Source organism: Thalassomonas actiniarum (genome assembly GCF_000948975.2).
GTDB lineage: Bacteria > Pseudomonadota > Gammaproteobacteria > Enterobacterales > Alteromonadaceae > Thalassomonas > Thalassomonas actiniarum.
In genome coordinates, this window is sequence record NZ_CP059735.1 from 1,159,480 (window position 1) to 1,180,938 (window position 21,459).

Sequence of the window (21,459 nt, forward strand, 5' to 3'; positions counted from 1 at the left end):
TCATAATAGTGAAGATAAACTTTTCTCATTGAACTGTTAAATAACTATATTCAGGTGAGTTGTCCGAATGCTTAATATCTTTTTTACAGGGATGTCATGAAAGTGAAAATCAAACAGTGGCTGCGGTTAGCGCCATTTTGTTGTTTTTTATATTTTCCTTACTTTGAAGCGCATTCGGTTCAAGTGATCGTCAACTCCTCTGTCCCGCAAAAACAGTTATCGGCTTCCCATCTAAGACGAATTTTCACTGTGCGTCACAGGCAATGGGCAAATGACTTACCTATTAAAGTCTTTGTTTTAGCGAAAAATAATGTCACTCATAAGAATTTCTGTCTGCAAAAGCTTGAGGTTTTTCCCTACCAGCTGGAAAAAATCTGGGGCAAATTGCTGTTTTCCGGTTTAGGGGAGCCGCCTCTGGTATTAACCGATGAAAAGCAAATGATTGAAATGGTCAGGAAAACACCGGGCGCAATAGGTTACGTGGATAGCCTGCCACAAGATAGCGGAGTAGAAATAATGACAATGGAAAGCAGTGATGACTAAGCTGATAAATGTTTTTTTGAAGACGGGCTTGTTGACATGTCTTGCTCTTTTTCAGCTGACAGCTTTTGCCAGCCAGGACTGGGCTATTCATGGTTTTGCTTCCCAGGGCATTATTCAGGCGGGAGATAATAACTTTGTCAGTCGCGATGCCGATGATGATATCTCTTTTGATTTAACTGAAATCGGCATCAATGCCTCATATCAGTGGCAACCGGATATCCGCTTTGCCGGGCAACTGGTCTATATTAACGGCGGCAACCGCTATGAAGAAGGGGCTCGGGTCGATTATTTATTGATGGACTGGACGCTGGCCAGTGATATCGACTGGCAATTAAACCTTTATCTCGGGCGTTATAAAAACCAGCACTGGTTATACTCCAGCACCCGGGATGTGCCCCATACCCGGCCGTCGGCCATACTTCCCCAGTCTGTGTATTATGATATCTTCCGGGATGTTGCCCTGGGTAGTGACGGTGCGAGCCTGTCCTATACCCGGTTAACGGATATTGGCGAGTTTGATCTCCTGTGGAGTTACGGGACTTCTCCGATCAGCGACAGTGCCACCACCTTATTGCTCAGCACCACAGCTGCCGGCGATATAGATCAGGACTTTACCCATCAGGCCAGTATTTTTTACCGTCCCGAGGGGACTGCCTGGCAATACGGCATCAGCTTGCTCGACTCTGATTTTAAATACAGTGCCGACGGCAATGAAGGCTATTTTGATGCCGATGCTACCTCGCAGCGGGTGATGCTGAATCTGTTGTATAATAGTCAGCAGTGGGAATTTGCCGCCGAGCTGTTTCAAGAGCGTTTTTTCTTTGACGGTTTTTTCACCCCTGACTGGAGCCATGATCAGAAGGCCCAGGGTTTCTATGCCCAGGGGCGTTACTTTTTCGATGAGCAGCTGACCTTCATGTTGCGTTATGACAGGTTTGATGCCAACAAGGATGACCGCAAAGGGACTGAGCTTGAAAGAAATACCCGTATACCGGCGTATTTTGGTTATATGTACGACACTACGGTAGGCTTGACCTACAGGTTTGAGTCGAACTGGCAAATTCAGGCAGAGTATCACTGGCTGGAAGGCACGGCACGGTTAGCACCGGCGGTGGTGCCCGATGTGTGGACCAATGACAGCAAAAACTGGCAGTTGTGGGCACTTCAATTAATGTACTGGTTTTAATGCTTTGCGTAAGTTTATAAGTTTACCCTGGAAGGCGATAACGCTGACACTTGGTGCCATGCTGGTTATTACCCTGACGTTGACGATTTTTTCGGTGCTGCAGCTGCAGGAGGAATTCGACCAGCGCCAGCAGGAAAAAAAGTCTGCCGCTAAGCTGATTTACAGCTATCTGCAAAAAATTTCCAACGATAAACGTATCTTATGGCTGACCACGTTAAGCTCTCAACACCTGGTAAAAAATAACGATTACCGGGCCTTCGATCAGGCGGTACAGCATCAGTTTGATTTAGACGAGTTACGCATCGACTCCGTTTGGGTCTTAAACGAGCAGGGGCAGCAAGTATACGCCAGCAGCGCAGAAGCCAACGGTAAGGTCAGGCAAGTGGCCCGGCAGGTATTTGAGCAACAATCGGTGGCTGAGCTGATTTATTGCGAGCAGGAAAAAAGCAATTGTTACCATATCGTCGCTATGCCGGTGATGACCTCCGCCAATGAAATGACCGCCTTGATCAGCCGGGCAAATCTCAGCGATCTCTTGTTTACTTTTTTAGCGCTAAATGAAAATACCCGCCTGGCAATAGTCAATGTGCCCCTGGTTAACAGTGAGCAGCATACCAACTTAAGGGCGCTGTCGATTTTAACCCGCTCAAACGATGACAAAATTGTGCCGATAATTGAGTCACTGGCGCAGGAACTGACCTTAAGTGAATTGAAAAAGAGCGTCAGCACAGAGTTTGGCGATGAGCATTTTTCCATCAGCCTGTTTGAACTCCAGCCCGGCAGCAAAGACGGCAACTATGTGATGCTGATTGATGATATCACCCAGTACCGGCAAACAAACGAAGCGTTTCAGCGCGCGATTGTCGTGATTGCCACCATCATTTTTGTGTTGATTGCCGTCGTGGTTTTTGTACTGACCCGGCGCTCGAGCCAACGCTTGCTTAAACTGGCCGCGGATTTGCCGCTGCTGGCGGAAAAGCGCTTTGATGAATTTCGACGACGTAAATTTTCCGGGTTCAGGTTAACCAGCGATGAGCTGGATATTTTGCATAGCTCGGCCTCAGATCTGGCGGATCAACTTGAAGAATTACATTTTAAAATTGAGCAAAATACCCGGGAGCTGGAAAACATCGCCATGTATGATCTGCTTACCGGTTTGCCCAACCGTAATATGCTTAACTTCCAGCTGAAAAAGAACCTGGCCACCTTATCCCGCAGCCAGGATTATGTCGCGTTGTTATTCCTCGACCTCGACGACTTTAAAAAAGTCAATGACAGCCATGGCCATAACATGGGGGATTTTTTGCTGGAAGAGGCTGCCCGCCGTTTGCGCATGTCCATCCGCGATACCGATATAGCTTGTCGTTTTGGCGGCGATGAATTTGTTATCGTGCTGCCCCAGGTACAAAAATGGGAAGATGTTGAACGGGTTGCGGACAAGTTGCTGCAGGCCTTTAAACAGCCGATCCAAATCGAAGATCACCGTTTTTATGTTTCTACCAGCATCGGCGGCGCGCTGGCCAAAGACAATAGCATTACGGCGGAAGATTTGATCCGCAACGCCGACATGGCCATGTATGAAGCCAAGGATAACGGTGGTAATTGTTATCAGATTTATGATGCCGGCATGTACCAGCGGGTTGCCCATAAGGTGTTGCTGGAAACCGAGGTCAGGGAAGCCATTGTCCAGGGACAATTCAGTTTGAGCCTGCAGCCCCAGGTAGAGATCAATAGCGGACGCTTATTTGGTTTTGAAGCCCTGCTGCGCTGGAATCATCCCAAGCGCGGCCTGGTCTCTCCGGATGAATTTATTCCGGTACTGGAAAACTCCAAGCATATGATCGAGCTGGGCTATTGGGTAATACGCCACAGCATTGAATTATTAAAGCAGCTCAATGAGGCCGGTTATACCGGGATCAGCATCGCGATTAACCTTTCTGCCGGGCAGTTTGTCGACCCCGGGCTTTACCGGTTTTTAGTGGAGCAGGCACAAGCTTTCGGTGTTGACGCCGGCGCGATAGAGCTGGAATTAACCGAACGTACTTTGGTAGAAGATATAGATAAAACGCTGGAAACCATGCATAAATTGCGTGACCGTGGTTTTTCTTTTTCTATCGATGATTTCGGCACCGGTTATTCATCGTTAAGCTACCTGAAAAAAATGCCGGTGGATTGTATCAAAATCGATAAATGTTTCGTTTCCGGCATGCTGGATAACCAGGCGGATATGCAAATCGTGATGTCAACCATCGCCATGGTGCGCAATTTGGGGATGAAGGTGATTGCCGAGGGAGTGGAAAACCGGGCGCAGCTAAGGTTCTTAAAAAGCGAGCAATGTGATCTGGTGCAGGGATATTTATTCAGCCGCCCCATCTGTGAAACGGTCTTGATGGAAGAGTTAAAAACCAAGGTTAGCCGCGGGGTGTGGATTGAAGCGGCAGAGATGAGTAAACAGCACCTGTTAGAGTCCGGCCATAACTAACCGGACTACCAGGCATAGCAGCAACGGGTCCGCTTTCTGGCGCTATTTTCTATTACCCGGTTAATCAGGGAGCCAGGGCTTTTTCTACCAGGGCAGACAAGTGCTCGGGTAAACTCAGGGTCAGGGCGATATCTTGCGCTTTAACCGACATCTTTTTCCAGGTTTTCTGTAAAATACGGACGATTTTTTCTTCGCTGTGCTTAGCGGCAAAATCATCAAAATAATATTGCAGAAACACCAGACAGGCAACGTCTTCCAAAGCCTGGCTGTCGCTATTGCTTCTGAGCTTTTCTTTGCGGATAATCGCGGCGGTTTGTGCCACTTCTTCATCGTTATAGCCGTTTGCCTGCATAAGATCCGATGTCAGCCGGGCGTGATATTTTCCCTGCTCTTTACGCCAGGCCAGGTAACCGGCTTTTCCCGCGTCAAACTCGCTGCGTTTTAAAAACCAGCGTTTGATATGTTGGGCCCGCACGGCAATTTGTAAATACTCACTCGCCTCTGGCCAATACTGCTGCTGGCATTGGCTCATTTGCCGGCCGTAAATCAATTCTTTCGGCTGTGTTTGCCCGTCAAAGCTGATGTTATTGGGGTCCTGGCTGTTGATATCGTCGATGGCGGATAATACTGAATCTAAACGTGACAAGGTGATAGGGTCCAAAAATATAAAGGGTAGCCCCATCTTAACGGCTTTGAGATTATTTACAATTCTTCTGAAAAAGCGCAGTCAAGCGCAGAAATGCAAAAATTAGTTTATTTTATAAACATGCGCTTATTGTTGTTATTGCCGCCTTTGGGTATAATACTTTCCCGTCCTGCTTCATTCGACTATAAACTTCACATAGACGGATAAAGCGCAAAATTTCTCTCAATTTCCTGACTTCTGGGTTTTACATGACAACTAGATATATTTTTGTAACTGGCGGCGTGGTTTCGTCTCTTGGTAAAGGTATTGCAGCAGCATCATTAGCGGCGATTCTTGAAGCACGTGGTCTGAAAGTGACTATGTTAAAGCTTGATCCCTATATTAATGTCGATCCCGGTACCATGAGCCCGATCCAGCACGGTGAAGTTTTTGTGACCGATGACGGCGCGGAAACCGATTTGGACTTAGGTCACTATGAACGTTTTATCCGTACCAAGATGACCAAGCGCAACAACTTTACCACCGGCCGTATTTATCAGGATATTCTGTCACGTGAGCGTAAAGGTGAATTCCTGGGGGCGACCATTCAAGTCATCCCGCATATTACCAATGATATCAAACGTCGGGTGATTGAAGGTGCAGAAGGTTATGATGTTGCCATGGTAGAAATTGGCGGCACCGTAGGGGATATCGAATCCCAGCCGTTTTTAGAAGCCATCCGTCAGCTGGGCACTGAGCTTGGCCGCGAGCGCGCCATGTATATGCACTTAACTTTAGTGCCTTACCTGGCGGCATCGGGTGAAATCAAAACCAAGCCGACCCAGCACTCGGTAAAAGAGTTGCGCTCTATCGGTATTTTCCCTGATATCCTGGTGTGCCGCTCAGAAGGCATTATTCCTGCCAATGAAAGAGCGAAAATTGCCCTGTTTACCAATGTTGAAGAAAGAGCCGTGGTCTCGATGCGCGATGTCGACAGTATCTATAAGATCCCGGCGTTGCTTAAATCCCAGGGTACAGATGAATTAGTGGTTAAGCGTTTTGGCCTGGATGTGCCTGAAGCTGACTTAAGCGAGTGGGAAAAAGTTTTATATCAGGAAGCAAACCCGGTGGGCGAAGTGACTATCGGTATGGTCGGCAAATATATCGAACTGGCGGATGCCTATAAGTCGGTTAACGAAGCCTTAAAACATGCCGGTTTGAAAAACCAGGTAACGGTAAATATTAAATACGTCGATTCCCAGGACGTGGAAGTCAAAGGGGTTGAAATCCTGCAGGGCTTAGATGCCATTTTGGTACCGGGCGGCTTTGGCGAGCGCGGTGTGGAAGGAAAAATTCTGGCGGCCCAGTATGCCCGTGAAAATAAAGTGCCTTATTTGGGCATTTGTCTGGGGATGCAGGTGGCATTGATTGAATATGCCCGTAATGTTGCCGGTTTAACCGGTGCCCACAGTACCGAGTTTGATGCGCAGGCAAAACACCCGGTAATAGGTTTGATCAGCGAATGGCTGGACGAAGAAGGTAATGTCGAATACCGCAATGAAAACTCCGATCTCGGCGGTACCATGCGTTTAGGCTCTCAGTTGTGTCACCTGTTGAAAGGTACCAAGGCTTGTGACGTATATGGCAGTGAAACAATTTATGAGAGACACCGTCATCGTTTTGAGGTAAATAATAACTACCGGGAGCAATTAAGCCAGGCGGGCTTAGTTTTCTCCGGTTTATCTTCGGATAAAAATTTGGTGGAGGTGATTGAAAATCCTGATCACCCCTGGTTTATTGCCGGACAATTCCATCCCGAGTTTAACTCTACGCCTCGTGATGGACATCCTTTGTTTGAAAGCTTTGTTGCCGCTTCTTTTGAATACCACAAGCAACAAACAAACTAAGGAATAACGACAAGAAACCGTAGCACTTTGCTGCGGTTTTTTAATTCCCTGATAAAGAGGGGAAGAACGGTCAGCTTACCTGTTCCGGACGTAAGCTAAGTACTTACTTCCGTGTAAGCAATGACGCGGGTGCAGGATGCACAGGAGCGGCGTCCTCGCAAGGCGCTCGTGTGCTTGATTGCTGAGAGAGAAACTGCTGATACAGCTGTTTCCCCCCGGTAACTGTCAGCCTGAGCAGGCCAATAAGATTAATAAAATTCATTGCTTTACCCTTGTTTTTGCGATGAAGACCCTAACAATAGTATTTTAGTTTTCACCTATCCCTAAGGGTGAATGTTACAGAGGATAAAAAATGTCAAATATTAGTAAGATTATCGCACGTGAGATCATGGATTCGCGTGGTAATCCAACCGTTGAAGCCGATGTTTATCTAGAATCCGGTGCCTGGGGCAGGGCATGTGCGCCATCCGGGGCTTCTACCGGTTCACGTGAAGCACTGGAACTACGTGACGGCGACAAGTCGCGTTATTTAGGTAAAGGTGTGCTTAAAGCGGTTGCTGCTATCAATGACAAAATCAGCCCGGCACTGCTGGGTAAAGATGCCTTGGCCCAGGCCGATATCGATCAGGTGATGATCGACCTTGACGGCACCGAAAACAAAGAAGTGTTAGGCGCCAATGCTATTCTGGCGGTTTCCCTGGCCAATGCCAAAGCGGCGGCTATGGCCAAAGGCGTGCAGTTGTTCGAACATATTGCCGACTTAAACGGCACCCCGGGCCAGTACTCTTTGCCTCTGCCGATGATGAATATCTTAAACGGTGGCGAGCACGCCGATAACAACGTTGATATTCAAGAATTCATGGTTCAGCCTGTCGGCGCTGTCAGCTTCAGTGAAGCCTTGCGCATGGGCGCGGAAATCTTCCACCAGCTGAAAAAAGAACTTTCTGCCCAGGGCCTTAATACGGCCGTAGGTGATGAAGGTGGTTTTGCCCCTAACCTGGCTTCCAATGAAGACGCCTTAAAAGTTATCGAGCAGGCGGTTGCTGCTGCCGGTTATGAAATGAATAAAGACGTCACCCTGGCACTGGATTGCGCAGCTTCTGAATTTTACAAAGAAGGCGTTTACGACTTAAGCGGTGAAGGCAAGCAATTTGATTCCGAAGGTTTTGCCGGCTATCTGGCTGAACTGAGCGCCCGCTACCCTATTGTTTCCATCGAAGACGGTTTGGATGAAAGCGACTGGGCCGGCTGGAAAATTCTGACCGATAAAGTTGGCGAGAAGGTACAGCTGGTCGGGGATGACTTATTTGTGACCAACACCAAGATCTTAAAACGTGGTATCGATGAAGGCATAGGTAACTCTATCCTGATCAAATTCAACCAAATCGGCTCGCTGACCGAAACGCTGGCGGCGATCAAAATGGCCAAAGATGCCGGCTTTACCGCGGTTATTTCTCACCGCAGCGGTGAAACGGAAGATGCTACCATTGCCGACCTGGCGGTAGGTACTGCGGCGGGTCAAATCAAAACCGGCTCTTTATGCCGCTCTGATCGCATTTCAAAATACAACCAGTTATTACGCATCGAAGAGTTCTTAGGTGACAAAGCTGTCTTTAACGGCCGTTCTGAAATCAAAGGACAATAACAAGCTTGACGCCTGCAGCAGCTTTATTTGCTGCTCCGGGCGGCTTTGTTAATCGCTTTACGACAGGCAAAAGAAACCAGCGAACCTTCGCTGGTTTTTACTTTTTAAGGAGCCAGAATCCAGTCTCCTTAGTCCCCGGTAATAAGAGCCGGGTTATGTTTGTTAACTTATCGTTAGTTAATATCCAGCCACTTGCTGCTTTATCTCGCCTTTTTTTATCTTAATGTTAACGAAATGTTTAATTTTTATTCGTAAAGTTGAAATTTTCCACTAGGCTTAATCTGGCATCCGGCTAATGTGTCTTGGCCAGGTTGCGGACAATAATACGAAATTAAAGGACTAAACCATGAGAAAAGTATCAAAACTATCAAGCCTGGTAGCCTTGGCGCTTGGCGGCGTGTTGCCGGCATCCCAGGCGGATAATCATCAGTTGCAGCAAACCCTGGACGGCATCACGCAGGAAATGGCGGTAACCAACATCTACCGGGCGTATTTCCCCAGCGAAGAGATTGCCCGCAAAACGGCGATCAGCTTTCACAGCAATTTGCTTGAATCCCACCTCAGTGAAGGTTATTTGATCCTTGAGTTGAGCGAAGAGGAAATGGCGAAGCTTAAACCTTTCGGGTATAAGTTCGAGCAGGCGCACGCCTTTATCAAACAAAGAGATCAGCGCCTGTTGCGCCTCGAGCAGCAAATGCTGGAAAAAAAGCGGGCATTGACTGATATCCCCCAAGCGTCACAGGCGCTGCCGGACATTCAGTCGATCCCCGGCTATAGCTGTTACCAGACGGTGGAAGAAACCTTTACCCAGGCAGAAGCCATGGTTGCAAACAATGCCAACCTGGCAGAGCTTATCGATGTCGGCGATTCCTGGCTGAAAACCCAGAACCAGGGGGGGTATGATATCCGGGTATTAAAACTGACCAATAAGAATACTGCAGGTGATAAACCTATCTTATTTATCAACACCGCTATCCATGCCCGGGAATATACGACCGCGCCGCTGATCATGGAATTTGCCAACTGGCTGCTTAACGGCTACGGCACCGATGCCGATGCCACCTGGCTGCTCGATGCCCATGAAATTCACTGGATGATGCAAACGAATCCCGACGGGCGAAAGCAGGCGGAAACCGGTTTATCCTGGCGTAAAAACACCAATGAAAATTACTGCGGTGCGACCTCCAGCAGCCGTGGCGCGGACTTAAACCGTAACTTCACCTTTAGCTGGAATTCCACCAACGGCCAGGGCTCGAGCGGAAACCAGTGCAGCAGTACCTACCGCGGACCGACGGCCGGTTCTGAACCGGAAATCCAGGCGCTGGAAAATTATGTCCGCTCTATCTTCCCCGACCGGCGCGGCACTGGCAGTAATGATGCCGCCCCCGCAGATACCCAGGGCATACATCTGGATATCCACAGCTACAGTGAGCTGATTTTATGGCCCTGGGGGGATACCAGTCAGGCGGCCCCCAACGGTACCGCCTTGCAGACGCTGGGCAGGAAGCTGGCGGATTTTAACGGCTATATGCCGCAGCAATCCGTCGGTTTATATCCCACCGACGGCACCAGTGACAATGTCAGTTATGGCGAGTTAGGGGTCGCGGCCTTTACCTTTGAGCTTGGCACCAGCTTTTTCCAAAGCTGCTCTGTCTTTGAAAATACCATAGTACCGGATAACCTGCCGGCACTGGTGTATGCGGCGAAAGTGGTCGGCGCCCCCTATATTACCCCGGGTGGACCGGATATTACCGCCCTGACCATTAACGGCAGCAGCAACAGCGGCACTATCCCGCCAAACAGCAGCGGTACTTTGGCAGCCACCGCCAGCGATGATCGTTTCAGCTCCCGTAACGGCACCGAGTCGACCCAAAATATCAGTGCGATAGAATATTATCTGGATACCCCGCCATGGGAAAACGGCGCTGTGGCCATCAGCTTGTCCGCCAGTGACGGCAGCTTTAACAGTAAAACCGAAAGCGGTGATGTCAGCATAGATACCACAGGCTTAGCGGCCGGTCAGCACACGGTTTACTTAAGGGCACAGGATGCCGGTGGTACCTGGGGCGCAGTCTCGGCGATGTTTTTACAGGTCTCCGACGATGTGGTGGTCCCAGATAACCAGCTGGAAAATGGTGTTGCGAAAACCGGTTTGAGTGGCGCAAGAAGCTCGGATACTTACTTCACCATGGAAGTACCAGCGGATGCCAACTCATTGAGTTTCGTCATGACTGGCGGCAGCGGTGATGCCGATCTTTATGTCAAATACAATGCCGACCCGGCCAATGGCTATGATTGCCGCCCCTATCAAAACGGCAATGAAGAAACCTGTACCATTAGTAATATCCAGGCAGGCACCTACCAGGTGATGCTCAGGGGGTATAGCGCCTATAGCGGTGTGAGCCTGACCGGTACTTATACTACGGGTACGGTTTCCGGCTATGAGAACACTACGGATGTGGCGATCCCGGATAACAGCGCTGCCGGTGCCAGCAGTACCATCAATGTTGACCGCAGCGGTGCTTCCGGCACTGTCAGTGTCGAGGTGGATATTATTCATACCTATATCGGTGATTTGACGGTGGATGTTATTGCGCCCAATGGCAGCAGCTTTAATCTCCATAATCGCAGCGGTAATGGCAGTAATAATATCAACCAGACCTACAGCGTGGATGTCGGTGCTATTGACTCTCAGGGCACCTGGACCCTCAAAGTGGTTGATAATGCCAATGTTGATACCGGCAATATCGATCGCTGGAAAATCAGCTTTTAATCTCGCCTGACTAGTCTGGCCCCTTAAGTTAATGCTTGATGTGAGTACTTAAGGGGCCTTCTCAATATTTCCTGGTAACCATTACTTACCTGTTAGTAAAAGCGGCGGATAAAAACCGTCATTGCAAGCCTGTAACTCTGCTCTCTTTTTTAACTCATTGCAATTATTGAGTAAAACCAAGTATGCTAAGGTAGGGGAGGCAGTTCAGGCGCTTGTCTGATGCTTATATTGCAAGGAATTGTTCTGAGAAGTACTCACGCTTATGACTCAAACTTCAATTTGGCAAGATGACCAGCACACGGCACAATATGCCGAATTGTGTAATGCCCTTTATGAGCGGGAGTTAGCCATTTTGGCCCAAGCAGATTTAAGTAGTGCCACTGCCATCCAGCACAGGATCAAAAGCCTGCCGTATTATATCAAGCGTACCGCTCATGCGATGATCCAGAGCCAGTGCCCGCTGGACTTAGATACGGTCAACGGCAGCTGGTCTGCCAAACAGGGCACAAAAATGCCGTTATCCGGGCAGGATGAATCGGCCATCTGGCAATGGTATCAAACGAGTAAGCCGCGTCTTGGCCTGGTGGTGCCTGTGGCTTTAACCGATCGTATTATTCTTGACTGTATCGATCGTCTCGATAAACAGGGACAGGGGTTTCGCACTAATGTTTGCGGCTGGTTCAGGGAAGAGAGCAAGGTTCAGGCGCAAACCTTCCAACTGTTAAAACCGAATAAAAAAGTGATGATGGCCGCCTGCTGCGGACACAGCTGGCAAAACAATAAAAAAGTCCAGCCGGTGATGCCGACCTTGCGGGAACTTTTACTGTCATGTGCGATAAACTGGCAAAACTTCAAGCAATCCCTGTTTATTTAGCTTAGCCGCCTTATTTAATCGTCAATTTTATTTACAGCAGCAGGCACGCAATTATAATGGGTGCTTTATTTCTTTACGCTTTTTTTGGCTTTCTTTAGGTTTAGGTTGGAGCTTGTACGCTATGCGGGTGATCACTGCTGTTTTACTGGTGTTTTTGCTGTTATTGCAATACCGGCTTTGGTTCGGGAAAAACAGTGTGCCCGATTACCTGGCGCTGGAAGAAGAAGTGGTCCGGCAAAAGCTCGACAACGAGAAGCTTACCCAAAGAAATAAATTATTATATGCCGACACCGATGATCTCAAATCCGGGGTCGAAGCCATTGAAGAGCGTGCCCGCAATGAACTGGGCATGATCAAGAGCGGTGAAACCTTTTTCCGCATTATTCCCAAAGATAAAAACGCCACGCAGGAAAGCCGTTAATGACGTTAAACACAGCTGCCACAGATAAAGCTTTAGTGGCAATAGTCCCGGCTGCCGGGGTCGGTAAGCGGATGTTATCGGCTTGTCCGAAACAATACCTGCAGCTTGATGGCCTGACCATTTTAGAGCATACCGTTAACCGTTTGTTGTCGGTGGCAGATATCCAGCATGTGGTGATCGCCATCAGTCCCCAAGACGGCTATTTTAACGATACCGGCCTGGCCGGGCATCCGGATGTGACTACCGTTTTTGGCGGTAAGGAGCGGGTAGATTCGGTGCTGGCAGGGTTAAAAGCCATCGACAGTTCCCGTTACCCCTGGGTGCTGGTGCACGATGCCGCGCGCCCCTGTGTGCCGGGACAAGATATCAACGCCTTGATCAACCGCTGCCGGGAAAGTGGCGACGGCGGTTTATTGGCTTATCCGGTCAGGGATACCATGAAACGCGGTGATGCTTCGGATCAGGTGCTGGAAACCGTAGAGCGTGAAGCCTTATGGCATGCGCTGACGCCGCAGATGTATCCGGCTGCTGAGCTGAAAGCGGCGATAGAAAAGGCGCTTGAAGATAATATCCAGATCACCGATGAATCTTCGGCGATGGAGTATGTTAACCGCACCAGTATCTTGGTGGCGGGCAGCAGTGAGAACCTGAAAATTACCCGCCCGGACGATTTGGCGATGGCGGAGTTTATTCTTCTTCGGCAGCAGGCAAATGGCTGAGCCAAAAAGGCGGTCACAAACAATGGTAAAACCCGTAAACAATTAAATGAGTAACAAAACAGGAAAAGATATGCGCATAGGTCATGGTTATGACGTACATAAATTTGGCGGTCCGGGCCCCTTGGTTTTAGCCGGGGTGGAAGTGGAGTATGAGCAAGGTTTTATTGCCCACTCAGACGGCGACGTTGCCATTCATGCCTTGTGTGACGCTATCCTGGGTGCGTTGGCCCTGGGGGATATCGGCAATCATTTTCCTGATACCGAGGCGCAATATGAAAATATTTCCAGCCGCATTTTATTGCGTCATGTGGTTGGCCTGATGGTGGAAAAAGGTTATCAAATCGGCAATGCCGACATCACTATAGTCGCGCAGGCCCCTAAAATGGCGCCGCACCTCTTGGCAATGCGTCAATGCCTGGCACAGGATTTAAACTGTGATGTCGAGCAGGTGAATGTCAAAGCCACCACCACAGAAAAACTCGGGTTTGCCGGGCGCAAGGAAGGCATTGAAGTCCATGCGGTTACCTTGCTGGAAAAGGTTTAATCCGGCGTCAGACAAGCATGGATGAATTAGGCTGATGCCTTAAGGCATCTGGCATCATTTAAAAAAGTATAAATGGCTGGCTTACCCTCAGGGAAAGCACTGCTGAATCAAAGATATAAGGCAACTGAGCAATAATGACAACCGATGTAGTTTCCCAACTCGCTTATTTCCATGGCAAACCCCAATCCAGTGGTGAGCTAAGAACCCAAATGAGCGACTTTAAAGTGTTTGAACAGCTGCCTTTTGCTCCCTGCGGTGAAGGCGAGCACCTGTATATCCATATCCGTAAAACCGGCGCCAATACCGTTTATGTCGCCAGGCAATTGGCCAAATACTTTAAGGTCAAAGAGGCCCTGGTTTCTTATGCCGGGTTAAAAGACAGGTTTGCGGTGACCGAACAGTGGTTCGGGGTACATGTGCCGGGAAAACAGGTTTATGATCTCAGCGATCTGGTTATCGACGGGGTCGAGGTACTTGCTTATGCCCGTCACAACAAAAAACTCAAGACCGGCGCCTTAACAGGCAACCGCTTTGAAATTACCCTGCGCAATGTCACCAATATTGAGAGCTTAAAACAAAAGTGGCAACAAATTATCGCTCAGGGTGTACCCAATTATTTCGGCGAGCAGCGTTTTGGTATCGACGGCGGCAATATCGCCAGGGCCGGGGAGCTCTTTGCCGGTACTAAGGTGAAAGACAAGAAAAAGCGCGGTATCTATTTATCGGCGGCACGCTCCTATCTGTTTAATCAGGCGGTGAGCCAAAGAATTGAGGATAACACCTTTGATGTCTTGGCGCCGGGCGATGTTTGTATGCTGGCAGGCACGCAATCGGTATTTTTAGCCGAGGAAATCGACGAACTGTTAAAGGGGCGTCTGAGGGACAAAGATATCGATATTACCGCGCCCATGTGGGGGGCGGGGGAGCTGAAAACCACAGGCGCGGTTTTGGCTTTTGAGCAAGAGCTGATGGCGCAGCACCCGGACTTTTGTCAGGGATTGGCCAAGTTTGGTTTAAAACAGGAAAGGCGGCGTATCCGCTTAAATGTTGCCGGCACCGATATCAGCACGGGGCAAGACAGCGTGACCTTAACTTTCTCCCTGCCGTCGGGCTGTTATGCCACGACCATTTTAAGGGAATTAGTCGATTATACCGATCTCACCGAGCGGGCCGTCGGGCGTAACCAAGCCACTGCGGATGAAACAAAACCTGCGGCCGGTTAACCCCAAAGCGGTCTTTTTAAATGGATAACAAGATGAATATTTTATTAAGCAATGATGATGGTGTGCATGCCTTAGGTATCAAGGTACTGCATCAGGAGCTGGTGAAATTTGCCGAGGTAACGGTTATTGCCCCCGACAGGAATTGCAGCGGCGCCAGTAACTCCCTGACCTTATTAAATCCTTTGCGGGCGCAAACGCTTGATAACGGCTTTATTTCGGTTAACGGTACGCCGACCGACTCGGTGCATCTTGGTATCAGCCAGTTGATGGACCCCTTGCCCGACCTGGTGGTGGCGGGGATCAATAACGGCGCTAACTTAGGCGATGATGTGCTTTATTCCGGTACGGTTGCCGCCGCCACCGAAGGCCGTCATATGGGGATGCCGGCAATTGCCGTTTCCCTGGTGGGCAAACATGAGCAACATTACCAGACGGCAGCCATAGTTGCCGCTCAGCTGATAAAACGGTTGCAGCAGCATCCGTTGCCGGCGGATCAAATCATCAATTTAAATGTGCCGGATGTCGCCATTGAAGACTTAAAAGGCATCAGGGTGACCCGCCTTGGCAACCGCCATAAAGCGGAAACCATGAAAAAAACACAGGATCCCTGGCGTCGTGATATTTACTGGTATGGCTCGTTGGGCCAGGAGCAGGATGCCGGTGAAGGCACAGATTTTCATGCGGTCGCCAATGGTTATGCCTCGGTTACGCCGTTAACCGTGGATATGACTGCCTATAAAAGCATGGAGCAAATGACCGAGTGGATGAGTGAATTGACGTTATGACTTTAAACAAGAGCAGAGTAAACAGCAATATCGGCGGCAAGTCCGGGCGCAGCGGAGAAATCCTCGCGCAAAAACTCTTTGCTGAAGGCATTCAAAACCAGCAGGTATTACAAGCCATTGCCCGCAGCCCGCGCCATATTTTCGTGCCGGAAATTCTGGCTCATAAGGCCTATGACAATACCGCGCTGCCGATAGGCCAGGGACAAACCATTTCCCAGCCTTATATCGTGGCAAAAATGTCTGAGTTATTGCTGGCGGAGGGGACGCCCGGCAGTATTTTGGAAATCGGCACCGGCTCCGGCTATCAGACCTCGATACTGGCGCAGTTAACCAACCGGGTATTTTCGGTGGAGCGTATTAAATCGCTGCAGTGGCAGGCGAAAAGGCGGCTGCAGGCCATGGATCTGCATAATGTGTCGATGAAACACGGCGACGGCTGGCAGGGCTGGGCCAGTAAGGCACCGTTTGAAGCCATTATTGTCACCGCCGCGCCCAACCAGGTACCGCAAGCCCTGCTTGAGCAGTTGAGCGACAACGGCCGTTTGGTGATCCCGGTGGGGGAGCAGCAGCAGGTATTAAAAATCATCACCCGCAAGGGTGATCAGTTTCATGAACAACAGGTAGAGGCGGTGCGTTTTGTTCCCCTAGTACCGGGAACCTTATTATGAGAATTTTTTCCGCCCTATATGAGTGGACCATGCGCTGGGCCGAGCATAAGCTGGCGCCCAAAGCCCTGGCAGTATTAACCTTTGCCGAGTCGGTGTTTTTCCCTATTCCCCCGGATGTATTGCTGGCCCCTATGGTGCTGGCGAAACCGAAAAAAGCCTGGTCGCTGGCAGCGCTGACCACAGTCTCGTCTGTTATCGGTGGTATTGTCGGTTATGTTCTGGGTTATTTGATGTTCGAACCCTGGATCCAGCCGGTGATCACTGAGCTGGGTTACCAGGCACGCTTTGATCAAGTCACCGACTGGTTTACCCGCTGGGGCTTCTGGGTGGTGTTTTTAGCGGGGTTCACCCCGATCCCCTATAAGTTATTTACCGTCAGTGCCGGTTTCCTGCAAATGGCCTTTTTACCGTTTTTATTTGCGTCGGCGGTGGGGCGCGGCATGCGCTTTTTCCTAGTGGCGGGCCTGATTCAATGGGGCGGCGAAAAAATGGAGCAAAAACTAAGGCAATGGGTGGATGCCCTGGGGTGGGGCGTTGTGATACTGGCGATCCTGGCTTACTTTCTCAGCCGCTGATGTTTTTTGAAAGTTTGCGTTACAGATTTAATCTTGATAAGCATTTTTAACGGCGTTATCTTTGAGCCGGGTGTTAAGCGTTTTTTATTGTGGCAATGAGATGACTGATATTATTAAGGAAATATTAAATTTTAACCGTAGCAGTGCTGCGGTTTTCTTTTGTTGTTTGTTGTTATCTGCCTGCAGCAGCCGGCAAACCCCGGCGCCGGTTGCCGATGTCCATGGCAGCGTGCCGCTGAAACAGCGGGTAAAAAACAGTATTAGTGCTACCGAATATCAGGTGAAAAAAGGAGAAACTTTATATTCTATTGCCTGGCGCGCCAACCTTGATGTCAGGAAACTGGCACAAATTAATAAGATCTCCGCCCCTTATAAAATCTTCCCCGGTCAAAAATTGATCTTGACGCCAAAAGTGACGAAAGCGAGTAAAGTCGCCGCCTCCGCTAAAAAATCGACTAAAAACTCTGGTAAGACCATTGCTAAAGTAGTGAAGAAACCAGTTGCACCGATTAAAAAGCAAGCGTATGGTAAGAGTGCAAGTGAACAAAAATTAAGCAAAAAATCAACTTTACCCCAGAATAGTTATTCGCAAAAAATTCGTGAATGGCGCTGGCCTGCGGTAGGGAAGGTAATAGCGAAATTTTCAACTGCACCCCAAGGCAACAAAGGAATAGATATTGCCGGTCGTCGGGGCAACGCGGTTAAAGCCGCCGCAGCGGGTAAAGTGGTGTATGCGGGTAACGCGTTAAGGGGATATGGAAATTTAATTATCGTTAAACACAACGATGATTATTTAAGTGCCTACGCCCATAATGACCAAATTAAAGTGAAAGAACAGCAACTTGTGAAAGCAGGTGATGTTATCGCCAACATGGGAGACACCGAATCTGAAAGAGTCATGCTTCATTTTGAAGTTCGCTTTCGGGGCAAATCGGTCAATCCACTGAAGTACTTACCAAAAAAATAATAATATCTATAAACGGATTATTGGAGCCAACGTGAACATTTAATCAGTATTTTTAAGCTTTGCTAAATTATGGGAGATATAGCATGGGCAAACAAAAAGAACTAAATGAAGTTGTTATTGATGATAAGAACAGCGAACAGGAGGTCTCGTTAAAGGCTCAGGATGAGGTCTCGGCGAACTTGGATGCAACCCAGTTGTATTTAAGTGAAATTGGTTTTTCCCCGTTACTGACCGCAGAAGAGGAAGTCTACTTTTCTCGTCTGGCACTTAAAGGTGACGAACCATCCCGCAAACGCATGATCGAAAGCAATCTAAGGTTAGTGGTTAAAATAGCACGGCGCTATAACAACCGAGGTTTGCCTTTACTGGATTTAGTCGAAGAAGGAAACTTAGGCCTGATCCGCGCCGTAGAAAAATTCGACCCCGAACGGGGCTTCCGCTTCTCCACTTACGCCACCTGGTGGATACGACAAACGATTGAACGGGCGATCATGAACCAGACCCGCACCATACGTTTACCTATCCATGTTGTTAAAGAACTCAATATCTATCTACGCGCCGCCCGCGAGCTGGTGCAAAAGCTTGACCACGAACCCACAGCCGAAGAAATAGCCGTAGCCCTGGATAAGCCGGTGGCAGATGTCAGCAAAATGCTCAGGCTCAATGAGCGTATTACCTCAGTAGATTCTCCCTTTAGCGGCGATACCGAAAAAGCCCTGCTGGATGTCATTCCCGATGAAAAAAGCGGCGGCCCGGAAGGGGACCTGCAATCGGAAGATATGAACAACAATATCATCCACTGGCTCAATGAGCTCAACTCCAAGCAGCGGGAAGTGCTGGCGCGGCGTTTTGGTTTAATGGGTTACGAAGCGGCAACTCTTGAAGATGTCGGCGTGGAAATTGGCCTCACCCGCGAGCGGGTAAGACAGATTCAGGTGGAAGCGTTAAAACGCCTGCGTGATATTTTAAGCCAGCAAAACTTGTCAATAGAAGCAATTTTCCAAAACTAACGATAGATACCTTAAGCGGTAAGTATCATTACACTCTGTAGTTTTTAAGCCTTATCGCCTTGGCGGTAAGGCTTTTTTATATATGGGTGGTTATAAAACGCGGTGTTAGTAGCTTATGCCCGGTAGATAATAGGGCTGAATTTTTGTTTGGGTGAGCCAGCAAGATACCAACTTGCCAGTGTTAGCTCACCCAAGCCTTTTCCTTTAGTTAAGTCAATTAGTTAAACCGGTTGTTCAGGTTTAAGATCGCGTAACCCCTGGAGGATCTTATCCATTTTATCCCGGTAGTCTCTGATCTGAATTTTTAAGCGATAACATACATGCCAGATACCTTCACTGGTTGGTGGGGTGATGCATTCGGGCTCGCGGGCAACCGCGGCGAAGGCATCACAGAGAAAGGAGCATTCATCGCTAAACTTGCTAAAGTCGTCGCAAAGATCGAGACACTCACTTGATAGCTGCTTTCGTTTAGCTTCGTAGTCGGTATTTGGGCCGGTTGATTCAGACATGATATTGCCCTCCTATGATACTTGGTAGTGCACAGTAATGGGCAAGCTTGCTACTGGTTATTGGCAGGTGCCTAAGGTTAGACATAAGGTTAGGCATAAGGTCAGGTATATTTTCTGTTAAAGAAACTTTAACCGAGTGAAACTCTGGCATATCATTATAGTTAGCCATGGTGGATACCTTATTTATCTGTTGTGGTTAGCTTCCTCTGAGTGTTGTAGCACTTAGGGGGAGCGCTTGGTTTATCTGCTGGTTCTCTTTGTTAAGCACCTCCGCTGGTGAATGGTTTACCTATTAGTCATAGTACAAAAGGCTGTAAAAATCAACAGTAATGGCTGGTTCTTGGTTATAAAGTGGGATAGGTTTTTAGTCTTTTTCAGCTGCAGTAGGTAAGGGTTTTTTGGGGGGCAATTTAGAAAATCACTCGCCATCAATCGTATTTTGAAACACTTTCCCGCAAAGTGTTCCGAGTTTTGATTCTGGCTTGCGACTTAAATCCATTAAGAGCAAATGGCTCGAAAGTGCGCAAAGCGGAAGTCAGGGCATTGAACTGGATAAGGTCCGCAATGAGCGAAAAGCAGACTTTCAATATTGAAAATTATAGGGAGCTATGCTCCCTATTTACCAGATTCGCCTATCAAAAAGAGGACAGACTAAACCTGCTCACTCGGGTGCCCCCACATTAAGGGTTCAGCATAAGGCCCTTTGATTGATGAAGTAGATTCACCAATCCCATTTAATGCACCTTCTGTTAGTTCTCGTGCAAACCAGCACACTAAAGGTGCCTGAGTCCTCACAGGAGGTAAAACGTTATGTGGCGTATTGTAGCGATTTCCATAATGGAATGGCTCTCCCATAACAAAAATCATATCAGCATTAAGCTGTTCTTCAGCCTCTTCCATTAACCTCGTAGCATAACCTTTCCTTTGGTACTCGGGTAATACTGCTAAAGGAGCTAAAACATAGCACTTTAAATGTGGCGCTTTATCAATTGTTATCGGGGTATAGCAAGCGTGAGCTACATCTTTGTATACGATAGAAAAACTACCATCCGCAATTAAGTTTTCGGCAAATTCGGCATACAATTTTGCATGTCTATCATCATATAAACCTCCAGCATTCACAAAAGCTTCATATTGAATTTTGTATGGTGTATTCATTTATTGAATCCTTATATTTTAGTTCTGGGCTAGATGAAATCTAGCCCAGATATCTTTATAGAGTGAATTAAGTCCAAAGCTATTTGGTATTAACCTCGCCCTGAGGTATCCCAAAACATAGGATTCATAAACGGCTTATTAGCATACGTTTTGCCACCAAGCGAATTTAGTACGCCTTCACTGAGTTCAAGAACCATCCATGATTCTGGTATCGTAAGTAGGTCAGGATAAGGTGTTTGCTTATCTGTAGGTACAAAGCCATATTGTGGGTAATATGTAGGTACACCTAATACAAAAATTGCATCTGTTCCCATAGACTTCAATTTCTTTATACCTGCTTGCATTAACTCTTTACCAACGCCAAATCCACGCTGGTACTCTGGCAATACACCTATCGGCGCAAGTAAATAACATTTTTTATCAGGGTGCTCTTCAAATACGAATGGCGTAAAAAGTACATTGCCTACCATTTTTCCCTCACGTTCAGCACTTATAGAAATAGTGTCTGGTTCAGCTAAAAATGCTTCAGCAAGTTCAGATGTTTCTTTTCCTTCTTCACCAAATGCTAAAAAGTGAATGTTTTTAACGATTTTTTTTTCAGATGATTTCATCTTCTAATACCTCTTAAGTAAATAAAGCAGTTGCTTTTGATTTACTGCGCTTAGGCGTATTTGAAATAAGAATATTGATATTCATTAGAATGTATTGGGATAACTCTCAGTGACCATCAAAATTTTTTCTAAACAGCCTTTAGAGCGCAGTGTTTTCTTGACAGTCACAGCAGAGTGAAGTGGCTAGCATGATACTGCTAGTTCACTAACTTTAATGTAAATGTCAGGATTTTT

At 48.0% G+C, this 21,459-nt stretch carries 20 protein-coding genes; 16 read left to right on the plus strand and 4 right to left on the minus strand.

What is annotated here, in order from left to right; all coding sequences use genetic code 11:
* Positions 1-96: 96 nt before the first annotated feature.
* Genes SG35_RS05115 through SG35_RS05125 form a run of 3 tightly spaced genes read left to right on the plus strand, consistent with a single transcriptional unit; the run spans position 97 to position 4,211 of the window.
* Positions 97-543: a type 2 periplasmic-binding domain-containing protein gene (locus SG35_RS05115; protein WP_044834727.1), complete on the plus strand. Its 447-nt coding sequence runs from the start codon at positions 97-99 to the stop codon at positions 541-543.
* Positions 536-1,729: a TonB-dependent receptor gene (locus SG35_RS05120; RefSeq protein ID WP_044834728.1), complete on the plus strand. Its 1,194-nt coding sequence runs from the start codon at positions 536-538 to the stop codon at positions 1,727-1,729. Before SG35_RS05115 ends, SG35_RS05120 begins: the two co-directional genes overlap by 8 nt.
* 4 nt (positions 1,730-1,733) lie before the next feature.
* Positions 1,734-4,211 carry a putative bifunctional diguanylate cyclase/phosphodiesterase gene (locus SG35_RS05125; protein WP_063888677.1) on the plus strand — a complete coding sequence of 826 codons (2,478 nt, stop codon included), beginning with the start codon at positions 1,734-1,736 and terminating at the stop codon, positions 4,209-4,211.
* Positions 4,212-4,275: 64 nt separating this feature from the next.
* Here the strand turns inward: SG35_RS05125 and SG35_RS05130 are convergent, their stop codons facing one another.
* Complete coding sequence (locus tag SG35_RS05130; protein ID WP_236702658.1) at positions 4,276-4,857, minus strand: DUF4202 domain-containing protein; 582 nt, start codon at positions 4,855-4,857, stop codon at positions 4,276-4,278.
* 248 nt (positions 4,858-5,105) lie between these two features.
* On the opposite strand from SG35_RS05130, the gene SG35_RS05135 reads away from it, so the two are divergent.
* From SG35_RS05135 to rpoS, 13 genes are all read left to right on the plus strand, one after another.
* Entirely contained in the window at positions 5,106-6,743 is a 1,638-nt protein-coding gene (locus SG35_RS05135) for a CTP synthase (RefSeq protein ID WP_044834730.1), read from the plus strand.
* 352 nt (positions 6,744-7,095) lie between these two features.
* Positions 7,096-8,388 (plus strand): phosphopyruvate hydratase, encoded by a 1,293-nt coding sequence (eno, locus tag SG35_RS05140; protein ID WP_044834731.1) that lies wholly within the window; start codon positions 7,096-7,098, stop codon positions 8,386-8,388.
* Between the two features lie 346 nt (positions 8,389-8,734).
* Entirely contained in the window at positions 8,735-11,161 is a 2,427-nt protein-coding gene (locus SG35_RS05145; RefSeq protein ID WP_044834732.1) for a M14 family zinc carboxypeptidase, read from the plus strand.
* Positions 11,162-11,423: 262 nt separating this feature from the next.
* Positions 11,424-12,035 (plus strand): hypothetical protein, encoded by a 612-nt coding sequence (locus SG35_RS05150; protein ID WP_044834733.1) that lies wholly within the window; start codon positions 11,424-11,426, stop codon positions 12,033-12,035.
* Positions 12,036-12,156: 121 nt separating this feature from the next.
* Positions 12,157-12,456, plus strand: coding sequence for a cell division protein FtsB (gene ftsB, locus SG35_RS05155; RefSeq protein ID WP_044834734.1), 300 nt, complete (start codon positions 12,157-12,159; stop codon positions 12,454-12,456).
* Complete coding sequence (gene ispD / locus SG35_RS05160) at positions 12,456-13,175, plus strand: 2-C-methyl-D-erythritol 4-phosphate cytidylyltransferase (protein WP_044834735.1); 720 nt, start codon at positions 12,456-12,458, stop codon at positions 13,173-13,175. The genes ftsB and ispD overlap by 1 nt, the downstream gene beginning before the upstream one ends.
* Positions 13,176-13,245: 70 nt before the next feature.
* A complete protein-coding gene (gene ispF / locus SG35_RS05165; protein ID WP_044834736.1) occupies positions 13,246-13,719 on the plus strand; it encodes a 2-C-methyl-D-erythritol 2,4-cyclodiphosphate synthase in 474 nt (157 codons plus the stop codon).
* A gap of 134 nt (positions 13,720-13,853) precedes the next feature.
* Entirely contained in the window at positions 13,854-14,942 is a 1,089-nt protein-coding gene (gene truD / locus SG35_RS05170) for a tRNA pseudouridine(13) synthase TruD (RefSeq protein ID WP_044834737.1), read from the plus strand.
* Positions 14,943-14,974: 32 nt separating this feature from the next.
* Entirely contained in the window at positions 14,975-15,727 is a 753-nt protein-coding gene (gene surE / locus SG35_RS05175; RefSeq protein ID WP_044834777.1) for a 5'/3'-nucleotidase SurE, read from the plus strand.
* Positions 15,724-16,395, plus strand: coding sequence for a protein-L-isoaspartate(D-aspartate) O-methyltransferase (locus SG35_RS05180; RefSeq protein ID WP_044834738.1), 672 nt, complete (start codon positions 15,724-15,726; stop codon positions 16,393-16,395). The genes surE and SG35_RS05180 overlap by 4 nt, the downstream gene beginning before the upstream one ends.
* On the plus strand, positions 16,392-16,970 hold the full coding sequence (locus SG35_RS05185) for a YqaA family protein (protein ID WP_044834739.1): 579 nt from the start codon (positions 16,392-16,394) through the stop codon (positions 16,968-16,970). Before SG35_RS05180 ends, SG35_RS05185 begins: the two co-directional genes overlap by 4 nt.
* Before the next feature lie 100 nt (positions 16,971-17,070).
* Entirely contained in the window at positions 17,071-17,937 is an 867-nt protein-coding gene (locus SG35_RS05190; RefSeq protein WP_084692899.1) for a peptidoglycan DD-metalloendopeptidase family protein, read from the plus strand.
* A gap of 83 nt (positions 17,938-18,020) precedes the next feature.
* On the plus strand, positions 18,021-18,947 hold the full coding sequence (gene rpoS, locus SG35_RS05195) for an RNA polymerase sigma factor RpoS (RefSeq protein WP_044834740.1): 927 nt from the start codon (positions 18,021-18,023) through the stop codon (positions 18,945-18,947).
* Positions 18,948-19,168: 221 nt separating this feature from the next.
* Here rpoS and SG35_RS05200 read toward each other — a convergent pair whose 3' ends face one another.
* The 3 genes from SG35_RS05200 to SG35_RS05210 all read right to left on the minus strand — a co-directional run bounded on the left by SG35_RS05200 (position 19,169) and on the right by SG35_RS05210 (position 21,225).
* Entirely contained in the window at positions 19,169-19,456 is a 288-nt protein-coding gene (locus SG35_RS05200; RefSeq protein WP_152646740.1) for a hypothetical protein, read from the minus strand.
* Between the two features lie 651 nt (positions 19,457-20,107).
* Entirely contained in the window at positions 20,108-20,614 is a 507-nt protein-coding gene (locus SG35_RS05205) for a GNAT family N-acetyltransferase (RefSeq protein ID WP_044834741.1), read from the minus strand.
* A gap of 89 nt (positions 20,615-20,703) precedes the next feature.
* Positions 20,704-21,225 carry a GNAT family N-acetyltransferase gene (locus SG35_RS05210; protein WP_053043281.1) on the minus strand — a complete coding sequence of 174 codons (522 nt, stop codon included), beginning with the start codon at positions 21,223-21,225 and terminating at the stop codon, positions 20,704-20,706.
* Between the last annotated feature and the right edge of the window lie 234 nt (positions 21,226-21,459).